Here is a 16,834-nt window from a genome sequence, read left to right on the forward strand (position 1 = left end):
CAGCTATGTAGCTGACGCGACTGCAGCGCCCCGTCAGGGGCGCGGGGAACTGCGCGACCAGCCCCCACCGGCCGGCAGCCGACAACGATCCGCCCCCACCCCGACGGAAACCAGGAGCCCCCATGTACGACCTCAGAAACGTCACCAAGCTCTACTCACGCGGCAAGGACACCGTCCGCGCCCTCGACGGCATCGACCTCACCATCGCCGACGGCGACCGCCTGGTCATCCAGGGCCCCACCGGCGGCGGCAAGTCCACCCTCCTGCAGATGCTCGGCGGCTTGGACCGTCCGACGTCCGGTGAGGTCGTCCTGGACGGCACCGACCTCGCCAAGCTCTCCGAGACCAAGCTGACCCGGGTCCGCAGCGAGAACATCGGCTTCGTCTTCCAGTCCTTCAACCTGATCCCGACGCTCACCGCACAGGAGAACGTCGAGACCGCCCTCGTCCCCCTCGGCGTCAAGACCAAGGAACGGCGTGAACGCGCCGCCGAGGCACTGACGTCGGTCGGTCTGGGCGAGCGCCTCGGCCACCTCCCCGGCGAGATGTCCGGCGGCCAGCAGCAGCGCGTCGCCATCGCCCGGGCCCTGGTCAAGCAGCCCAAGGTGCTGCTCGCCGACGAGCCCACCGGCAACCTCGACGAGGGCATGCGCGACGAGATCATGGACGTGCTGGAGAGCATGTGGAAGGAGCACGGGCTGACCTTCATCATGGTCACCCACGACTCCGCGATCGCGAAGAAGGCCCCGCGTCTCGCGACCATCCGCAAGGGCAAGATCACCGTCAAGGAGAACGCCGGCGCGTAACATCGAACCCCTTCGCACAACCGCGCGGTTGCGTAACGGTGTTCGCCCCGGCGCGTAACAGTTGTCACGCACTCTTCTTACCGGTCTCTCATCTATTGAGCCCGCTGATCACCCCCCGGCATACTCCGTGTACCGGGGGGTTGACGTATGTGCGTACGGGACTGCCCCCGACCGGGTGAACGGGGAATTCGCCCGGCACACCGTCTCCAGGGGGAGTCTTGCGCAGACAAGTGAAAAGAGCTGCCGCGGCCACGGTGGCCACGGCAGCGGCCGTCGCCCTCGCCGCAGGCATGACCAGCCCGGCGTCGGCGAAGCCGGAGCAGCGCGCCGCCGTCCCGGCCGCCTCCGCGTCGCTCACCGCCAAGTACCACGTCACCCTGATCACCGGCGACCGCGTCGCCCTCGACGCCAAGGGCCGCGTCGTCGGCCTGGAGCGGGCCAAGGGACGCGAGCGCATCCCCTTCCGGATCAGCAAGGTCGACGGGCACACCCTCGTCGTCCCCGGCGACGCCGTGCAGCTGGTGACCTCCGGCAAGCTGGACCAACGGCTGTTCGACGTCACCGAGTTGAACAAGGCGGCGACCCGTGGGGCCCAGCGGAACGGCCTGAAGGTCATCGTCGGGTACAAGGGTGCCGCCACCGCCGCCAAGGCCGACGTCCGGGACGCCGGCACCCTGCGCCACAGCCTCAGGACGCTGAACGCGGACGCCGTGCAGACCCCGGTCAAGGACGCGCCCGAACTGTGGGACGCGGTCACCGACGGGGACAAGGCCGCCGCCGGCATCGCGCACGTCTGGCTCGACGGTGTCCGCAAGGCCAGCCTCGACAAGTCCGTGCCGCAGATCGGCGCCCCCAAGGCATGGGCGGCCGGCTACAACGGCAAGGGCGTGAAGATCGCCGTCCTGGACACCGGTGTGGACACCACCCACCCGGACCTCAAGGACCAGGTGATCGCCTCCAAGAACTTCACCTCGGCCGCCGACGCCATGGACCACTTCGGCCACGGCACGCATGTCGCGTCCATCGCGGCCGGCACCGGCGCCAAGTCCCACGGCAAGTACACCGGTGTCGCGCCCGGCGCGAAGATCCTCAACGGCAAGGTCCTGGACGACACCGGCTCCGGCGACGACTCCGGCATCCTCGCCGGCATGGAGTGGGCGGCCGCCGAGGGCGCCTCCGTCGTCAACCTCAGCCTGGGCGGCACCGACACCCCGGAGATCGACCCCCTGGAAGCCGAGGTCGACAAGCTCTCCAAGGAGAAGGGCATCCTGTTCGCGATCGCCGCGGGCAACGAGGGCCCCGAGTCGATCGGTTCGCCGGGCAGCGCCGAGTCCGCGCTCACCGTCGGCGCCGTCGACGGCAACGACAAGCTGGCCGACTTCTCCTCCACCGGCCCCGCCGCCGACGGCTCCATCAAGCCGGACGTCACCGCGCCCGGCGTCGACATCACCGCGGCCGCGGCCAAGGGCAGCGTCATCGACCAGGAGGTCGGCGAGAACCCGCCCGGCTACCTGACCATCTCCGGTACGTCGATGGCCACCCCGCATGTCGCGGGCGCCGCCGCGATCCTCAAGCAGGAGCACCCCGACTGGGGTTACGAGGAGCTGAAGGCGGCCCTGACCGGCTCCGCCAAGGGCGGCAACTACACGCCGTTCGAGCAGGGTTCGGGCCGGATCGCCGTCGACAAGGCCATCAGGCAGACGGTGATCTCCGACCCGGTGTCGGTCAACTTCGGTGTGCAGCAGTGGCCGCACACCGACGACACCCCGGTCACCAAGCAGCTGACCTACCGCAACCTCGGCACCTCCGATGTGACGCTCACACTGAAGTCGTCCGCCACCGGCCCCGAGGGCGCGGCGGCCCCGGCCGGCTTCTTCAAGCTCGGCGCCACCAAGGTGACCGTCCCGGCGGGCGGCAAGGCCTCCGTCGACCTCGCCGTCGACACCAAGCTGGGCGGCACCCTCGACGGCGCCTACTCGGCGTACGTCACCGCGACCGGCGGCGGCCAGAGCGTCCGCACGGCGGCCGCGGTGCAGCGCGAGGTGCAGTCGTACAGCGTCACCGTCAAGCACATCGGACGCGACGGCAACCCGACCGGTGTCTACAACACCGGCCTGAGCGGCTACTCGGGCCTCGGTGAGGACCGCAGCATCAATGTGCCGACGTCCGACTCCGGGACCACCACGATCCGGGTACCGAAGGGCACGTACCTGCTCGACTCCTGGATCGCGAAGGACTTCACCACCTTCGACGGCGGTCTCGACTGGCTGGTCCAGCCGAAGCTGAGCGTCACCAAGGACCTCACGGTCACCATCGACGCCCGCACCGCCAAGTCGGCCGACATCACCGTGCCGGACGCGCAGGCCACCCCGCACTTCGCGATGGTCGACTACATGTACGACCCGGCGGGCATCGGGATCGGTGTCGGCTTCGACTCCTTCGACAGGATCCGGATCGCGCCGCTGGGCGGCGAGGTCACGGGCGGTCTGACCCAGACCTGGAGCGGCCAGTTCACCAAGGGCGACAACGAGGAGTACGACGTCGCCACCAGCGCCCAGGTCAAGAAGGTCCAGGGCGACAAGGTCCGGCACTTCAAGGCCGGTGAACTCGCCACGGTGAAGAACACCGTCGGCGCCTCAGCCCCCGGCAAGACCGGCGCGGTCAGCCCCTGGGGTGTCGTCGGCGCGGACGTGGTCATCGGTGACGCGGTCGAGCAGAAGCTGCCCAGCACCCGCACCTTCCACGTCTCCACCGCCGACAGCGCCATGTGGGGATTCGACGCCCTGCAGTACAGCGGCCACGACGCCCAGGGCCTGCCGATCGCCGACGCCGGCTACACCCTGGACAACCCGAAGGCCTACAAGGCGGGCCTGACCTACAGGAACACCTTCAACACGGCGGTCTTCGGCCCGCACCTGAGCAGCGAGTACGGCCTGTTCCGCGCGGAGAACCAGATCTACGGCGTGGTCCCGCTGTTCGCCGACGGCAACAAGCACCCCGGGTCCTCCGACTTCCTGTCGGTGAACACCACCCTGTACCGCAACGGCACCAAGGTGGGCTCCAACAAGGACCCGCTGTTCGGCGGCGACGCCTTCACCGTGCCGTCCGCCGACGCCGAGTACAAGCTGACCACCTCGGTCATCCGCTCGGTCAAGGTCGCGGCCGCCTCCACCCGGATCGACGCGAGCTGGACCTTCCACTCGAAGAAGCCGGCCAACGGCCGCTCGGTCCAGCTCCCGGCCTCCACCGTCCACTTCGGCGCCGCGACCGGCCTGGACAGCCGCGTCGAGGCGGGCAGGACGGTCACCTTCCCGGTCACCGTCGAGGGTGCCGCCGCCGGCCGCAACCTGAAGTCCCTCACGGTCTACGTGTCGTACGACTACGGCCAGACCTGGAAGAAGCTGACGGTCACCAACGGCAGGATCACCGTCAAGAACCCGGCCAAGGGCAAGGCCATCTCGTTCCACGCCAAGATCGCCGACAAGAACGGAAACAAGTCGACGATCTCCATCTACAACGCGTACTACGCCAAGTGAGACATGCCTGAGTCGTAGCCGCTGAGTGGATCCACAGCGAGCGGCCCGTCGGAAGCGCGGCTTCCGGCGGGCCGTTCTCCATGTTCCGGGGGCTCAGCGCGAGGGCTCAGCGCGTGGTCTCAGTGCGTGGTCTCGGTGTGCGGTCTCAGCGCGTGGTGGGGGCGACCCGGGTCGCGTCCGTCCCCCAGCTGGCCAGCAGCCGCAGGGCCTCCGCCGACGGGGAGCCCGGCTCCGCGTGGTAGGTGACCAGGGCCTGGTCCGGATCGCCCGGCATACGGAAGGACTCGTAGCTCAGCGACAGCTCGCCCACCAGCGGGTGATGCATCCGCTTCAGCCCGTAACTCTTCTCCTTGACGTCGTGCGTCGCCCACAGCCGGCGGAACTCCTCGCTCTTCACGGAGAGCTCGCCGACCAGCGCGGACAGCCGCGGATCGTCGGGATAGCAGCCCGCGTCCATACGCAGCTGGCAGACGATGTCGATCGCCTTCTGCTCCCAGTCCACGAAGAGATCGCGGTAGTCGGGGCGCAGAAACGTCAGCCGCGCCCAGTTGCGCTCCGTCACCGGCAGCTCCGCCCAGTCACCGAAGACCGCCGCCGTCATCCGGTTCCACGCCAGGATCTCCGAGCGGCGCCCCACGATGTACGCCGGTACCCCGTCCATCGCCTCCAGCAGCTGCCCCAGCGACGCCCGCACCTGCTGCGGCCGCGCCGACGCCTTCTTCTTGTGCTGCTTGCCCTTGGCGAGGTGGATGAGATGCGCGTGCTCGGCGTCGGTCAGCCGCAGCGCACGGGCGATCGAGTCCAGCACCTCCGCCGAGACGTTCCGTCCGTTGCCCTGCTCAAGACGCGTGTAGTACGCCACCGACACCCCGGCCAGCTGCGCCAGCTCCTCGCGCCGCAGCCCCGGCACCCTGCGGTGCCGCCCGAAGTCCGGCAGCCCCACGTCGGAGGGGAGCAGCCGGGCCCGCCGGGAGCGCAGGAACTCGCTGAGCTCGGCGCGCCGGTCCAGGGGCGCGGAGGAGGGCAGGGGCTCCGAGGGGGTGGGGGAGGGCAGGGGGTGGTCTTCCATACATCCAGTATTCACGGTCGTACGCACCGGAACCTGACCCCGCCAGTGGTAGGCACGGCAGACGTACGCAGAGGCGGGGGCTGGGTGACGGACGTAGCGTGGAGGAGGCTGGAGGCGCGCCCGGGGAGGCAGAAGACGACCGGGCGCGAAGACACCACTAGGAGAACCCCCCTCATGACCACTGTTGCTGCTTACGCCGCGCCCGCCGCGAAGGCCCCGCTGGAGCGGACCACGATCGAGCGGCGCGCGGTCGGCGAGTTCGACGTCCTCATCGACATCGAGTTCGCCGGTATCTGCCACTCCGACATCCACCAGGCCCGCGAGGGCTGGGGGACGGCGATCTTCCCGATGGTGCCCGGCCACGAGATCGCGGGCATCGTCTCCGAGGTCGGCCCGGGTGTCACGAAGTACGCGGTGGGGGACCGGGTGGGCGTCGGCTGCATGGTCGACTCCTGCCGCGAGTGCGACAACTGCAAGGCCGGTCTGCAGCAGTACTGCACCGGTGGCGGCCCGACCTGGACGTACAACGCCGTCGGCAAGGACGGGCAGCCCACCTACGGCGGCTACGCGCAGAAGATCGTCGTCGACGAGAACTACGTCGTCCGGATCCCGGACGGCCTGTCCCTCGACGTCGCCGCCCCGCTGCTCTGCGCCGGCATCACCACGTACTCCCCGCTGAAGCACTGGAACGCCAGCCCCGGCAAGAAGGTCGCGGTCGTCGGTCTCGGCGGCCTGGGCCACATGGGCGTGAAGATCGCGGCGGCGCTCGGCGCCGAGGTCACCGTCCTGTCCCAGTCCCTCCGCAAGAAGGACGACGGCCTGAAGCTGGGCGCCACGCACTACCGCGCGACCAGCGACCCGCAGACCTTCGCCGATCTCAAGGGCACGTTCGACATCATCCTGAACACGGTGTCGGCACCGCTCGACTTCGACGCCTACCTGTCGCTGCTGCGCACCGACGGCGCCATGGTGAACGTCGGCATCCCGGAGGAGCCGGTCCACATCCTCCTCTCCTCCGTCTTCGGCAACCGCCGCAGCCTGAGCAGCTCCGGCATCGGAGGCATCCCGGAGACCCAGGAGATGCTCGACTTCTGTGCCGAGCACAACCTGGGCGCCGAGATCGAGCTCATCGGCGCCGACCAGATCAACGAGGCGTACGAGCGGGTCGTGAACAGCGACGTGCGCTACCGCTTCGTGATCGACACGGCGACCATCTGATCCTCCCCGGCACCGCATGAGGCAGGCCCTGCCTCATGCGGTGCCGGAGGTGCGCCGGACAGGAAGTCGGACAGGAAGAGGTCCCACGATGACCGTGAACCTGAACCACACCATCGTCGCCGCACACGACAAGCACGCCTCGGCGAGGTTCCTCGCCGACATCCTCGGCCTCGAGGTCAGCCCGGACTACGGCCCGTTCGCCCCGGTCGCACTGCCGAACGGCGTCACCCTCGACTACATGGACACCCCGGGGAACATCCCGAAGCAGCACTACGCCTTCCTGGTCTCCGAGGACGACTTCGACGAGATCTTCACCCGCGTCCAGGAGGCCGGTCTCCCCTACTGGGCCGACCCGTCCCACAGCCGCCCCGGCGAGATCAACACCAACGACGGCGGCCGCGGCGCCTACTTCGACGACCCCGACGGCCACCGCCTGGAGATCCTCACCCGCCCCTACGGCAGCGGCGGCTGACCCAGCGGGACGGCCTCGCCGGCCGCGTAGGACCGTACGACCGCGCCCGCCCCGTCGCCCGACGGCCGTACGACATGCACCCGCCCGCGCCCGCCGACCCGGCCCTCGCCGTCCGCCGTCTCCAGCACGGTGTTCTCGTCGATCGCGACACCGTACGGCACGGACCCGCGGGACACGGCCGCGACCAGCCGGCCCAGCGTGCCCCACTGCGCCGCGTGCGCGTCCACCGCGAACGGCACGAGCCCCAGACCCGGCCGTACCTCGACCTCCTCCAGGTCCTCGGCGGTGTCCGGCGGACAGACCGGGACGCCGTCCACCAGCCAGCCCCCGACCACGGCCCGCCGGGCGGCGAGGGCGGCACCCGCGGAGAACCCGGCGTAGGGCAGGCCGTGCTCGGCGAGCAGCCCCGGCAGCGGCTCCAGGCAGTGCGCGAACGCCTCCTGATAGGCCGGTGTCAGTCCACCGCACACCAGCAACCCGTCCAGGCCCTCCTTCAGAAGGCCCGCCTCGAACGCTCCGCCGAGCGGCACCAGCAGCGGCACCGGCACACACTCCCCGGCGGCCCGCAACGCCCCCGCGTACCGCGCGAACTGCTCCTCCCCGTCCCCCTCGTCGACGATCACGCACCCGATACGGCCGCCTCCCGCGGCCCGTACCAGGGGCTCGTACATCTCGACGGCGTCCCAGCCCCCACCGATGAGAAAGATCCCACCGCTCATTCCGCTGCCTCCCCCTGTATGTCTGTTTGTCCGCGCATGTCTGTTTGCCCGCCTGCCCGCCTGCCCGCCTGCCCGCCTGTCCGCCTGTCCGCCTGTCCGCCTGTCCGCCTGTCCGCCTGTCCGCCTGTCCGCCTGTCCGCCTGTCCGCCGGTGCGGACCGGTCAGGCCCGTTCGACCGGGTACCGGTACACCTTCGACTGCCGTGCCTCGAAACCGATGCGCTCGTAGAGCCGGTTCGCGGCCTCGCGGTCCGGCCGTGAGGTGAGGTCGACGGTCCGGGCGCCGGCCTGCGCGGCGATCCGCAGCGCCTCCTGGACGAGCAGACCGGCGATCCCCCTGCCCCGCGCGTCCCCGTCCACGACCACGTCCTCGATCCGGCCGCGCAGCCCGGCCGGCAGGGGCAGCAGGACGAGGGTGAGCATGCCGACGATCGAGCCCGCCACCCGGGCGACCAGCACCGTGTTCGCGTCGCAGGTCAGCATCCGTTCGACCGCCGCGTGGTCGAGCGGTGCGGCGGTCGGGGACAACTGCGGCAGCAGCCGGCCGAAGGCGTCGACGAGTTCGGGACCCACGTCCCCGGCGATCTCCACTTGGACGTCCATGCGGCGAGCCTAACCCCGGGCCTCACCCCGGATAATGACCTTGTGATCGAGGCGGGCCCCGCTTCCGGGGGCGCGCAGGGGAGGGCGTCGTGGGCGGTACGGAGTCGGTGGGCAGCAGCACGTGGCGGCTGAGCGACGAGCAGGGCGGGGCGCTCGCCGGGCGGTGGTGGAAGTGGGCGCTGTCCGCCCCGGAGGCGGTGAGCCCCGTATTCGACACCACCGGCGAGCACGCCGACTGGAAGCAGCCGGACGACCTCTGGTTCCTCGCCGGTACCTACGGCGGCCGGGTGGTCCGCACCTGTGCCGTGCCCTCGGACCGGCCGGTGTTCTTCCCGGTGCTCAACATGCAGCACACCAGGGGGCATTCGAAGGTTCCCCAGATACCGGGGGTCAGCAGGGCCACGGCGTTCCTGAACGGCGTCGAGCTGCGGCTGCAGGAGTTCGCCGGCCCGTTCCGCACCGGCCTGATCCGCCGTTTCGCCTGGGGAATCTGGGGTGGCATCACACCGCTGACGCCAGGCCAGTACGTCCTGGAGATCAGGGCGGAGGCCATGGGCGGCTTCTGGGTGGACACGACATACCACCTGGAGGCGAAGCCGCCCTGCTGAGCCCCGTCAGGCGCGCAGCCCCCGTCAGGCGCGCAGCCCCCGTCAGGCGCGCAGCCCCTTGAGGCCGTCCTGCGCGGCCATGACCAGCTCGATGCCCCGGTTGTCGGCCGCGGGTTCGCGCATCTGGTTCGTCACGTACGCCATTGCCATCCGCTCCTCGGGGTCGACCCAGACGAGCGCGCCGCCCCAGCCGCCCCAGCCGATGGCGTTGCCGAAGAGGCCGTAGCCCAGGCCGTACCTGACCGGCATGCCGAGGACGCGGTCCTCGCCCTCGAACTGCACATCCCGCGCCCGCTCGCACCCCTCCGGCGACAGGACCCGCACCCCGCCGACGGTTCCGCCGCAGGCGAGCAGCGACTGGACGAGGGCGACCGAGCGGGCGTTGCCGAAGCCGCTCGCCGCGGGGATCTGCGCACGACGCCAGGCGATGCTGTTGCCGTCCCGGACCCGCAGGGCGGTGGCGGCGGTCGGTGTCGCGTCGCGGCTCGCCGCACCGGCCACGTAGTCCTCGTCCTTGCCGGGCGGCGGCACGCTGAGCGCCACCCGCCGGTCGTGCTCGGCCCCCAGTCCGATATGGAAGTCCGCGCCGAGCGGTCCGGCCACCTCCGCGGCGAAGAACTCGCCCAGGCTCCGCCCGGTGATCCGCCGCACCACCTCACCCACCAGGAACCCCTGGGTGAGCGAGTGGTACCCGGCGGCGGTACCCGGCTCCCACCGCGGAGCCTGACCGGCGAGCCGCGCCGTGGCGGTCGTCCAGTCGTACAACTCCTCGACCTGGCCGTCCCAGTCGGGCAGCCCCGCGGTGTGCGACAGCAGCTGGCGCACCAGCACCTTCTCCTTGCCGACCGCGGCGAACCCGGGCCAGTACCGGGCGACCGGCGCGTCCGGATCCAGCTCACCCCGGTCGATCAGGACGAGCGCGCACAACGCCGTCATCGTCTTGGTCACCGAATACACCCCGACGATCGTGTCCCGCTCCCACGGAACCGTCCGTCCGGCGTCGGCGAACCCACCCCACACGTCCACCACGGGCTCCCCGTCCACGAAGACGGCGACGGCGCCCCCCACGTCCCCCTCGTCCAGGAGTGCGGCGAGCGCGGCGGGCACGGCGGTGAACAGGTCGTCGTAAGAGCCATGGATGTCGGCCATACAGCGTATTCAGCCGTCCCGGCGGGGCCGGGGCAACCCAATTTCCGGGGCTGTTCCGGGCAGGTGGGTTCTCCAGGGGGTTTACAGCGGGGGTCCGCTACTTCTTTGAGGGGACACCGGGTTACCTCTCCGAGCGGACGCCGGATCCGCCGCCGGGGACCTAGCGTCACCGGCATGACCAGACGACCCAGAACCCGTCGCGCCGTCACCGCCGCCTTACTGGCCCTGGCACTGCCGCTGCCCATGTTCGCGGCGGCCCACGCATCGGCCGCCCCGGCCGCCACCTCCGTGAACCGCACCCGGGCGGCCACCGACACCGACGTGTCCCCGGCCGAACTGCCCGCCCCGACCGGGCCGTACGCCGTCGGCCGGCACATCCTGCACCTCGTCGACGAGTACCGTCAGGACCCCTGGGTCCCCTCGGCGGGTCCCCGGCAACTCATGGTGTCGATGTACTACCCCGCCCGCCCCGGTACCGGCGGCCCCGCCCCCTACATGACCACCGAGGCCGCCCGGCTGCTGCTCCGGACGAAGCTCCCGGGAACCACGATCCCGGCCGAGGCGGTCAGCGGGACCCGCACCTGGTCGCACACCGACGCGGTCCCGCGGCACGGCAGGTACCCGCTGCTGCTGCTCTCCCCGGGCTTCACCATGCCCCGCACGGAGATCACCAGCCTCGCCGAGGACCTGGCCAGCCGTGGCTATGTCGTCGCTCTGGTCGACCACACCTACGAGAACACCGGCACCACGTTCCCCGACGGGCAGACCCTCACCTGCGCCGTCTGCGACGACCCCGACGCGTACCCGCCCGCGACCATCCAGGAGAGCCGGGCGAAGGATCTGTCGTTCGTCATCGACGCGGTGACCGACCGCCGCCACCCGGCCTGGCGCCACTCCGGCATGATCGACGGCAGCCGGATCGGCGTGGCAGGACACTCCCTCGGCGGCGCCGCCGCGGTCTCCACGATGGCCCATGACAAACGGGTCCTGGCGGGGGTCGACCTCGACGGCACCATCTTCTCGCCCGTCCCCGACGACGGCCTGGGCGGCCGCCCGTTCATGCTGATGGGCCACCCCGTGGGCACCGACGAGGATCCCACCTGGACGGACACCTGGAACCGCCTCACCGGCTGGAAACGATGGCTGACCGTCACCGGCTCCGATCACTCCAGTTTCACCGACATCCCGGTCCTCGCCGAGAAGCTGGGCATCCCCGAACCCCCGGACACGACGCTCTCCGCCCGACGCGCCGTCCAGCTCACCCGCACCTACGTGGCGGCCTTCTTCGCCCTCCACCTACGGGGTATCCCCGAACCCATCCTGAACGGCCCCTCCCCGGCCTACCCGGAGGTGACGTTCCACTCGCGGTGACCAGGACACCCGGGCGGCGGACGGACCAACGGGCCTCGGAATCGTCCGGAGCCCTCGCGTGTTGAGGTGAGTGGCCGTGGGATGCCGGTGGTGTGCCGACCGGGTGACCCGGATGACCGAGCTGACAGATATTGGAGGGGCCGAAATGGCTGCGCAGACGCAGAGGGCCGTGCTGGCGGGCGGATGCTTCTGGGGGATGCAGGACCTGATCCGCCGGCTCCCGGGGGTGACGGCGACCCGGGTCGGATACACCGGGGGTGACGTGGCGAACGCGACGTACCGCAACCACGGCACGCACGCGGAGGCCATCGAGATCCTCTTCGACCCCGAGCAGACCGACTACCGCGCGATCCTGGAGTTCTTCTTCCAGATCCACGACCCGAGCACCAAGAACCGCCAGGGCAACGACATCGGCCTCAGCTACCGCTCGGCGATCTACTACGTGGACGACGAGCAGAAGCGGATCGCCGAGGACACCATCGCGGACGTGGACGCGTCCGGGCTGTGGCCGGGCGAGGTCGTCACCGAGGTCGAGCCCGTCGGCCCCTTCTGGGAGGCCGAGCCCGAGCACCAGGACTACCTGGAGCGTTACCCGGACGGCTACACCTGCCACTTCCCGCGCCCGGGATGGCGACTGCCCACCCGAGCCAAGGACTGACCGACAGACACGAGACGGCCCGGCGGACGGCGGAGGGGCGCCGGTCATACCCATGAAACCCATGACCGGCGCCCACTGCGATCGGGTCCCTCAGACGGAGGGCGAGGGCGAGGGCGCGGGCACGGCGAGGGCGCGGGCACTGAGCCGGACTCGGTGCTCGACGTCTGGGGGCTGACCGCTGACCGGCCGATGCTCCGTTGTCCGGTTTCCGGCGGTCGATGTCCAACGTCCGGCGGTCCGGCGTCGGCGGTCCACCCCGCGCCGGTGCCTGCCGTACCGGCTGGGACACTTTCGCCATGGACACCACACCCGAGCAGATAAGCGCCCGGACAGCGGCCGCATGGACCGTCGCGCTCGCGATCCTGGGAGGATTCACCGGCTACGCGTGGGACGGACCGTTCCTCGCCGTCACCTGCGCACTTTCTCTGGCCGGCGGCGGCACGCTCGGCACGATCCTGTCCCGCCGTCTGATGATCGCAACCATTCGGGAAGGCCAGGGCAAGGCCGCCGCCCTCGGATACTCCGACGGAATCGCGGACATGATGGTGCTCGGGATATCGGCATACCGGGCCGCCGCCTTTCCGCTGGCCGGCCCCGACGCGGTGGACGCCACCGAGCGCATGGCGCGCCGCAAGGCCGCATACCGCCTCACGGCGGCCGACGGGCTCCCTCATCAGATCCGCGAGGCCGCGGCCGCCGCTCTCGAAGCGATCGACGACCGGCGTGGCCGCGAGACCCAGTCCGCCATGGAGGAGCTCATGAAGGCCGTCCGGGAGCAGCGCCGCGGGATGTGACCGCAGCCGGCTGCATCCCGCGCACGTAGCTCGACAGAGCCACTCCCCGGCGCCCCCCGCCGCAGTGGTAGATCATCCACCGGAACGACGGCTTGATCCTGAGGCCTTCGAGCGCACCCTCGGCCTGCCCGGTTCGCGGCGAGTTGTCTTGCTCGTCCAGTGGGCCGTTGCTAAGCCTTGGGCACTCGACTCCAGGGAGCAAGCTGTGCATCAAGAGCCCCCTCTTGCCGTTCCTCCGCGTTCACGTGTCCGGGGATTCGTCTGCGCCGTCGCGGCCCTCGCCCTCGTGACGCTCACCGCCGCGACAAGTCCCTCCGCCGCAGGCACCCGAACCGCGGCGGACCCGGCGGCCGTGGTCCGCGAGTGGAACGCCGTCGCCACCGACACGATCAAGGCCGGCCTCGGCCCACGTCCCTCCGGGCAGGCGGCGATCTGGGAGGGGTTCGTCTCCGTCGCCGTGTACAACGCCGTGGTGGGGATCGAAGGCGGCTACGCCCTCTACAAATGGCACGAGCGCGGTCCGGCCAAGGCCTCCTCCGCGGCGGCCGCCGCCACCGCGGCCCACGACGTGCTGCTCACCTGCTTCCCTGCCGCCAAGGCGCGGCTCGACACCGCCTACGCGGACTCGCTCGCCGCTCTCCCGGCCGGTCAGGCCAGAGACCAGGGCGTGAACTACGGAAAGCGCGCCGCCGCCCGCATCATCGAACTCCGGGAAGGGGACGGAAGGTTCGCGGACGTTCCTTTCACCGCTTCCCCGGCGCCGGGGGTCTGGCGGCCCACCCCACCCGCGTTCCAGCCCTTCATCGACACCTGGCTCGCCAGGCTCCGCCCCCTCCTGCTCTCCTCCCCGCAGCAGTTCCGCCCCGGCGTACCTCCCGCCCTCACCTCGACCGCTTACGCCAAGGATCTTCAGGAGCTGAAGACCATGGGCGCGAAGACCGGCTCGGGCAGGAGCGCACAGCAGACCGAGACCGCCCTCTTCTTCAGCGGCAACCTGGACGGACAGATCCAGACCGCCGTACGGGACCACGCCGCCCGGCACCGGCTGGGCATCGCCGAGACGGCCCGACTGTTCGCCGCGGTGAACGCGTCGGCGACCGACGCCGTCGTCACGGCATGGGACGCCAAGCTCCACTACGGCACCTGGCGGCCGATCACCGCCATCCGCCTCGCCGACACCGACGGCAACCCCGCGACGACCGCGGACCCCGCCTGGGAGCCGCTGCTCGTCACCCCACCGCACCCGGACTACGTCGCCGGCCATACGACCGTCGCCGCCGCCGTGGCACGCGCCCTGACCGGCGTCCTCGGCACCTCGCACATCGACCTCTACGTGCCCTCCGACGTCACCGGCACCACGCGGTACTACGGGTCCGCCGCTGACCTCGACCGGGACGTCGTCGACGCCCGGGTGTGGGGCGGCGTCCACTCCCGCACGGCGGACGTGGCCGGCTGCCGGGCCGGCGCTCACGTGGCCGCCTGGGCCCTGGACCACTACTTCCGGCCGGTCACCAAGAACGGCACCCAGCCGTTCCCGCCGACGGCCGGGCAGGACAGGCCCGCCGAGCCGAAGTGCGGCGACGGCAAAGCCTGAGCCACAGAGCCGAGGAGGCCCGGCGCCGAGCCGGGCCTCCGATCCGCGCCCAGGGCAAGCCGCGACCAGGTGCCCGCCAGTCCCACGCCCCCTCACCCGACCGAGCCCTACCCGATCGAGCCCTACCCGATCGAGCTTCACCCGACCGAGCTCCGCCCGACCGACGTCAACCGCTCCGATCGGCCCGAGCGCGCAGGTCGGGACGGCCTTGGAAACCATCGCGTGCGGCTGGTCCGGGCGCTGTCACGCGGAAGCCACCACCACACCGGCCATGACCTCGGGCGGGTTGGGAAGCAGTGACGCAAGGTGGTTCCGTACGAAGTCCGCAGCCCTCGAGATCGATTCATCGGCACCGGCCTGGTCCTGGAACACGCTGGTCGAGACCATCACTCCGTCCCCGGCATCGATCCAGAAGTAGGCCACGAAACCGGAGACCTGACGCATGAGCGGCACGAACTCCTCGTTCACGAGACGGGCCGCCTCGGCCGAATCGGTCACGCCTTCGTACCGCCGGATTGCTGCGTACATCCCCAAGCTCCTCACGGCGTTCTGGGTTCGTCCTCTGCTGAGACGTCGTACCCCCGCGGTGGCTGTCCGGCCCATGCGGCGTCCGCAATCACCTGAAGGGCCGCCTCGGGCGATCCGAACGGCGGCCGTCGGCCCGGACACCCGCCCCGGCGGTGCTGTGCGGCGTCAGCCGCGCCGCTGCCACCAGCGCCGCTTCTGCTCGCCCGGCCGAGGACCGGTTCCGGCCCCGTCAGGGGCTGACGTGCTGTCCGGCGGGAAGGCTTTCAAGGCGGCGCGGATGCGGTCGAAGGCGGCAATGGTGTGGTGGTCGCCCGCGGGGAGTGTCACTCCGACGCACACCAGCTTGAAACTGTTGTCGCCGAGGGGTACGCCGATGAACACCGGTGCGCCCACGCACCCTCGTGGCAGGTCTCCGATCCACCGGATGCCGCCGTCGTCCGAGCGTGTGATCCGGCCGATCACGACCGCCTGCTCTCGGGAGACGTCCCCGTCGTCGACGTGACCCAGCAGATAGGCCGGGACCGGCGGCTCACCGAGGTCGGCGATGTCCCCTTCCGTGGCCGCGATGCCGTCGGTGATCTCGTCGGTCGTCCAGTGCCAGCCCTTGCGGGCGCCGTGTGCGTGCAGCCCGGCGGAGGGCATGACCGCCACTCCCAGATCGCCGAGATGGGTCCACCGCTCCGCGAAGTCGAGCATCATCAGCTTCTCGGCGCTCATCGCGGGTGCGCACAGTTCGGGGCGCAGGGTGAACTCGGCCAACTCGACGCGGGCCGGCTCACTGGCGGTCACGAGGTACTGCCGGACGACCTCGCCCTCGGAGGTCGTCTCCACGAGTTCGTTGAACCAGAAGGCCGTCGCGTGCTGTTCCTCGCGGATGGCCCGCTGGAACGGAAGCGTCGAGCGGCCGACGTGATCGACTATCGCGTCGATGATCGCACTGGTGTGATCGGGCAGGTCAGACATGGGTCGAGAGGGTATTGCACGGTCGGAGACAGCCACCGGTCAGCATGGCGCGGCCCATCCGCGCGCATCCCTCCGGTCCTCGCTCTTCGACGTCGGCGACGGGCAAGGCTCTGCCGAACCGGATCGATGACCCGGTGCAAGCCCACCCCACGAATCCCCCGCGCCCCGCGGTCGCATGCCGAAGAGCGCGTTGGCCCACCACATCACGGCCACACCGGGGAGGAGGCGCCTTTGTACGCGACCCGTCTGCTCGTCACCACTGCGGACGAGGGCGTGGATCTCGTGCGCGAGTGGCGTGACGTCGCGGATGGCGACGGTCCACTCGTCCGCGTAGCGTCGTGCGGCCTCGCCGGAGAGGCCGAGTTGCAGAGACCGGTACGGCAGGGGCTGCAGGTGCAGATCCCGCTCGGGATCCCACTGCACACGAGCGGGCGCACGCTTCAACTCCCGCTGCCAGGCGGCTCGGTCGGGATGCACCCCGCGGGCGTAGCTCGACAGACTCGCGTGCCGCAGCGCCCAGTCGAAGCCGTCCCGGGTGATCTCGACAGCGAGAACGGTCTGCTGCCCCTCCTCGGCACCCCAGCCACAGCGGTACATCATCCACCGGAACGACGGTTTGACCCACGTCAAGCCGCGCTCACGAACCATTTTGCGGAGGCGGTTCACATCCCCGTAGTCGGCTGCCGAACAACCCAATGGGCCATACCTGGAACCTCGTAGGCTGCGCCTGGTGGTCAAAGAGGGTCA

15 protein-coding genes and 1 pseudogene are annotated in these 16,834 nt (G+C 70.6%); 9 read left to right on the forward strand and 7 right to left on the reverse strand.

All coding sequences use genetic code 11. From position 1 onward, the window contains the following. The first annotated feature begins 122 nt into the window (after window positions 1–122). Window positions 123–806: an ABC transporter ATP-binding protein gene (locus tag ACIRR9_RS01555; protein WP_403746390.1), complete on the forward strand. Its 684-nt coding sequence runs from the start codon at window positions 123–125 to the stop codon at window positions 804–806. Window positions 807–1,036: 230 nt separating this feature from the next. After that, window positions 1,037–4,342, forward strand: coding sequence for a S8 family peptidase (locus ACIRR9_RS01560; RefSeq protein ID WP_403746393.1), 3,306 nt, complete (start codon window positions 1,037–1,039; stop codon window positions 4,340–4,342). Between the two features lie 145 nt (window positions 4,343–4,487). On the opposite strand, the gene ACIRR9_RS01565 is transcribed toward ACIRR9_RS01560, so the two are convergent. Continuing rightward, window positions 4,488–5,411: a helix-turn-helix domain-containing protein gene (locus ACIRR9_RS01565; protein ID WP_403746396.1), complete on the reverse strand. Its 924-nt coding sequence runs from the start codon at window positions 5,409–5,411 to the stop codon at window positions 4,488–4,490. Window positions 5,412–5,585: 174 nt separating this feature from the next. Here ACIRR9_RS01565 and ACIRR9_RS01570 point away from each other — a divergent pair, with 174 nt between their 5' ends. Both ACIRR9_RS01570 and ACIRR9_RS01575 read left to right on the forward strand, forming a co-directional pair. Further along, a complete protein-coding gene (locus ACIRR9_RS01570; protein WP_403746398.1) occupies window positions 5,586–6,629 on the forward strand; it encodes an NAD(P)-dependent alcohol dehydrogenase in 1,044 nt (347 codons plus the stop codon). A gap of 88 nt (window positions 6,630–6,717) precedes the next feature. Then, window positions 6,718–7,101, forward strand: a complete 384-nt coding sequence (locus ACIRR9_RS01575; RefSeq protein ID WP_403746400.1) for a VOC family protein — start codon at window positions 6,718–6,720, stop codon at window positions 7,099–7,101. On the opposite strand, the gene ACIRR9_RS01580 is transcribed toward ACIRR9_RS01575, so the two are convergent. Then, window positions 7,083–7,820 (reverse strand): hypothetical protein, encoded by a 738-nt coding sequence (locus ACIRR9_RS01580; protein ID WP_403746403.1) that lies wholly within the window; start codon window positions 7,818–7,820, stop codon window positions 7,083–7,085. The two genes, ACIRR9_RS01575 and ACIRR9_RS01580, sit on opposite strands and share 19 nt — an antisense overlap. 161 nt (window positions 7,821–7,981) lie before the next feature. Further along, the gene (locus tag ACIRR9_RS01585; RefSeq protein WP_403746404.1) at window positions 7,982–8,422 is read right to left on the reverse strand and encodes a GNAT family N-acetyltransferase; all 441 of its coding nucleotides are present in this window, start codon (window positions 8,420–8,422) and stop codon (window positions 7,982–7,984) included. Between the two features lie 89 nt (window positions 8,423–8,511). Between ACIRR9_RS01585 and ACIRR9_RS01590 the strand changes: the two genes are divergently transcribed. After that, window positions 8,512–9,030 (forward strand): hypothetical protein, encoded by a 519-nt coding sequence (locus tag ACIRR9_RS01590; protein ID WP_403746408.1) that lies wholly within the window; start codon window positions 8,512–8,514, stop codon window positions 9,028–9,030. 42 nt (window positions 9,031–9,072) lie between these two features. Here ACIRR9_RS01590 and ACIRR9_RS01595 read toward each other — a convergent pair whose 3' ends face one another. Further along, window positions 9,073–10,179 carry a serine hydrolase domain-containing protein gene (locus ACIRR9_RS01595; protein ID WP_403746411.1) on the reverse strand — a complete coding sequence of 369 codons (1,107 nt, stop codon included), beginning with the start codon at window positions 10,177–10,179 and terminating at the stop codon, window positions 9,073–9,075. A 174-nt stretch (window positions 10,180–10,353) separates the two neighbouring features. Here ACIRR9_RS01595 and ACIRR9_RS01600 point away from each other — a divergent pair, with 174 nt between their 5' ends. The 4 genes from ACIRR9_RS01600 to ACIRR9_RS01615 all read left to right on the forward strand — a co-directional run bounded on the left by ACIRR9_RS01600 (window position 10,354) and on the right by ACIRR9_RS01615 (window position 14,596). Further along, a complete protein-coding gene (locus ACIRR9_RS01600; protein WP_403746414.1) occupies window positions 10,354–11,550 on the forward strand; it encodes an alpha/beta hydrolase family protein in 1,197 nt (398 codons plus the stop codon). A 145-nt stretch (window positions 11,551–11,695) separates the two neighbouring features. After that, window positions 11,696–12,208, forward strand: coding sequence for a peptide-methionine (S)-S-oxide reductase MsrA (gene msrA, locus ACIRR9_RS01605; RefSeq protein ID WP_403746417.1), 513 nt, complete (start codon window positions 11,696–11,698; stop codon window positions 12,206–12,208). Between the two features lie 296 nt (window positions 12,209–12,504). Beyond that, window positions 12,505–13,002, forward strand: a complete 498-nt coding sequence (locus ACIRR9_RS01610) for a hypothetical protein (RefSeq protein ID WP_123974550.1) — start codon at window positions 12,505–12,507, stop codon at window positions 13,000–13,002. 286 nt (window positions 13,003–13,288) lie between these two features. Beyond that, entirely contained in the window at window positions 13,289–14,596 is a 1,308-nt protein-coding gene (locus ACIRR9_RS01615) for a vanadium-dependent haloperoxidase (protein ID WP_403746419.1), read from the forward strand. Between the two features lie 243 nt (window positions 14,597–14,839). Here the strand turns inward: ACIRR9_RS01615 and ACIRR9_RS01620 are convergent, their stop codons facing one another. From ACIRR9_RS01620 to ACIRR9_RS01630, 3 genes and pseudogenes are all read right to left on the reverse strand, one after another. Continuing rightward, window positions 14,840–15,124, reverse strand: coding sequence for a hypothetical protein (locus ACIRR9_RS01620; RefSeq protein ID WP_403746420.1), 285 nt, complete (start codon window positions 15,122–15,124; stop codon window positions 14,840–14,842). Between the two features lie 165 nt (window positions 15,125–15,289). Further along, window positions 15,290–16,087: a hypothetical protein gene (locus ACIRR9_RS01625; protein ID WP_403746423.1), complete on the reverse strand. Its 798-nt coding sequence runs from the start codon at window positions 16,085–16,087 to the stop codon at window positions 15,290–15,292. A gap of 216 nt (window positions 16,088–16,303) precedes the next feature. Then, window positions 16,304–16,735, reverse strand: a pseudogene (locus ACIRR9_RS01630) (DUF4291 family protein); the annotation flags it as partial. Window positions 16,736–16,834 lie beyond the last annotated feature (99 nt).

The organism is Streptomyces sp. NPDC101234 (assembly GCF_044767525.1).
In the GTDB taxonomy this organism is placed as follows: Bacteria; Actinomycetota; Actinomycetes; order Streptomycetales; family Streptomycetaceae; genus Streptomyces; species Streptomyces sasae.

Coding starts and splice junctions, on each gene's coding strand:
- ACIRR9_RS01575 (WP_403746400.1), top strand. CDS start 6,718: ATGACCGTGAACCTGAACCACACCATCGTCGCCGCACACGACAAGCAC.
- ACIRR9_RS01555 (WP_403746390.1), top strand. CDS start 123: ATGTACGACCTCAGAAACGTCACCAAGCTCTACTCACGCGGCAAGGAC.
- ACIRR9_RS01600 (WP_403746414.1), top strand. CDS start 10,354: ATGACCAGACGACCCAGAACCCGTCGCGCCGTCACCGCCGCCTTACTG.
- msrA (WP_403746417.1), top strand. CDS start 11,696: ATGGCTGCGCAGACGCAGAGGGCCGTGCTGGCGGGCGGATGCTTCTGG.
- ACIRR9_RS01625 (WP_403746423.1), bottom strand. CDS start 16,087: ATGTCTGACCTGCCCGATCACACCAGTGCGATCATCGACGCGATAGTC.
- ACIRR9_RS01585 (WP_403746404.1), bottom strand. CDS start 8,422: ATGGACGTCCAAGTGGAGATCGCCGGGGACGTGGGTCCCGAACTCGTC.
- ACIRR9_RS01595 (WP_403746411.1), bottom strand. CDS start 10,179: ATGGCCGACATCCATGGCTCTTACGACGACCTGTTCACCGCCGTGCCC.
- ACIRR9_RS01620 (WP_403746420.1), bottom strand. CDS start 15,124: ATGTACGCAGCAATCCGGCGGTACGAAGGCGTGACCGATTCGGCCGAG.
- ACIRR9_RS01570 (WP_403746398.1), top strand. CDS start 5,586: ATGACCACTGTTGCTGCTTACGCCGCGCCCGCCGCGAAGGCCCCGCTG.
- ACIRR9_RS01610 (WP_123974550.1), top strand. CDS start 12,505: ATGGACACCACACCCGAGCAGATAAGCGCCCGGACAGCGGCCGCATGG.
- ACIRR9_RS01565 (WP_403746396.1), bottom strand. CDS start 5,411: ATGGAAGACCACCCCCTGCCCTCCCCCACCCCCTCGGAGCCCCTGCCC.
- ACIRR9_RS01580 (WP_403746403.1), bottom strand. CDS start 7,820: ATGAGCGGTGGGATCTTTCTCATCGGTGGGGGCTGGGACGCCGTCGAG.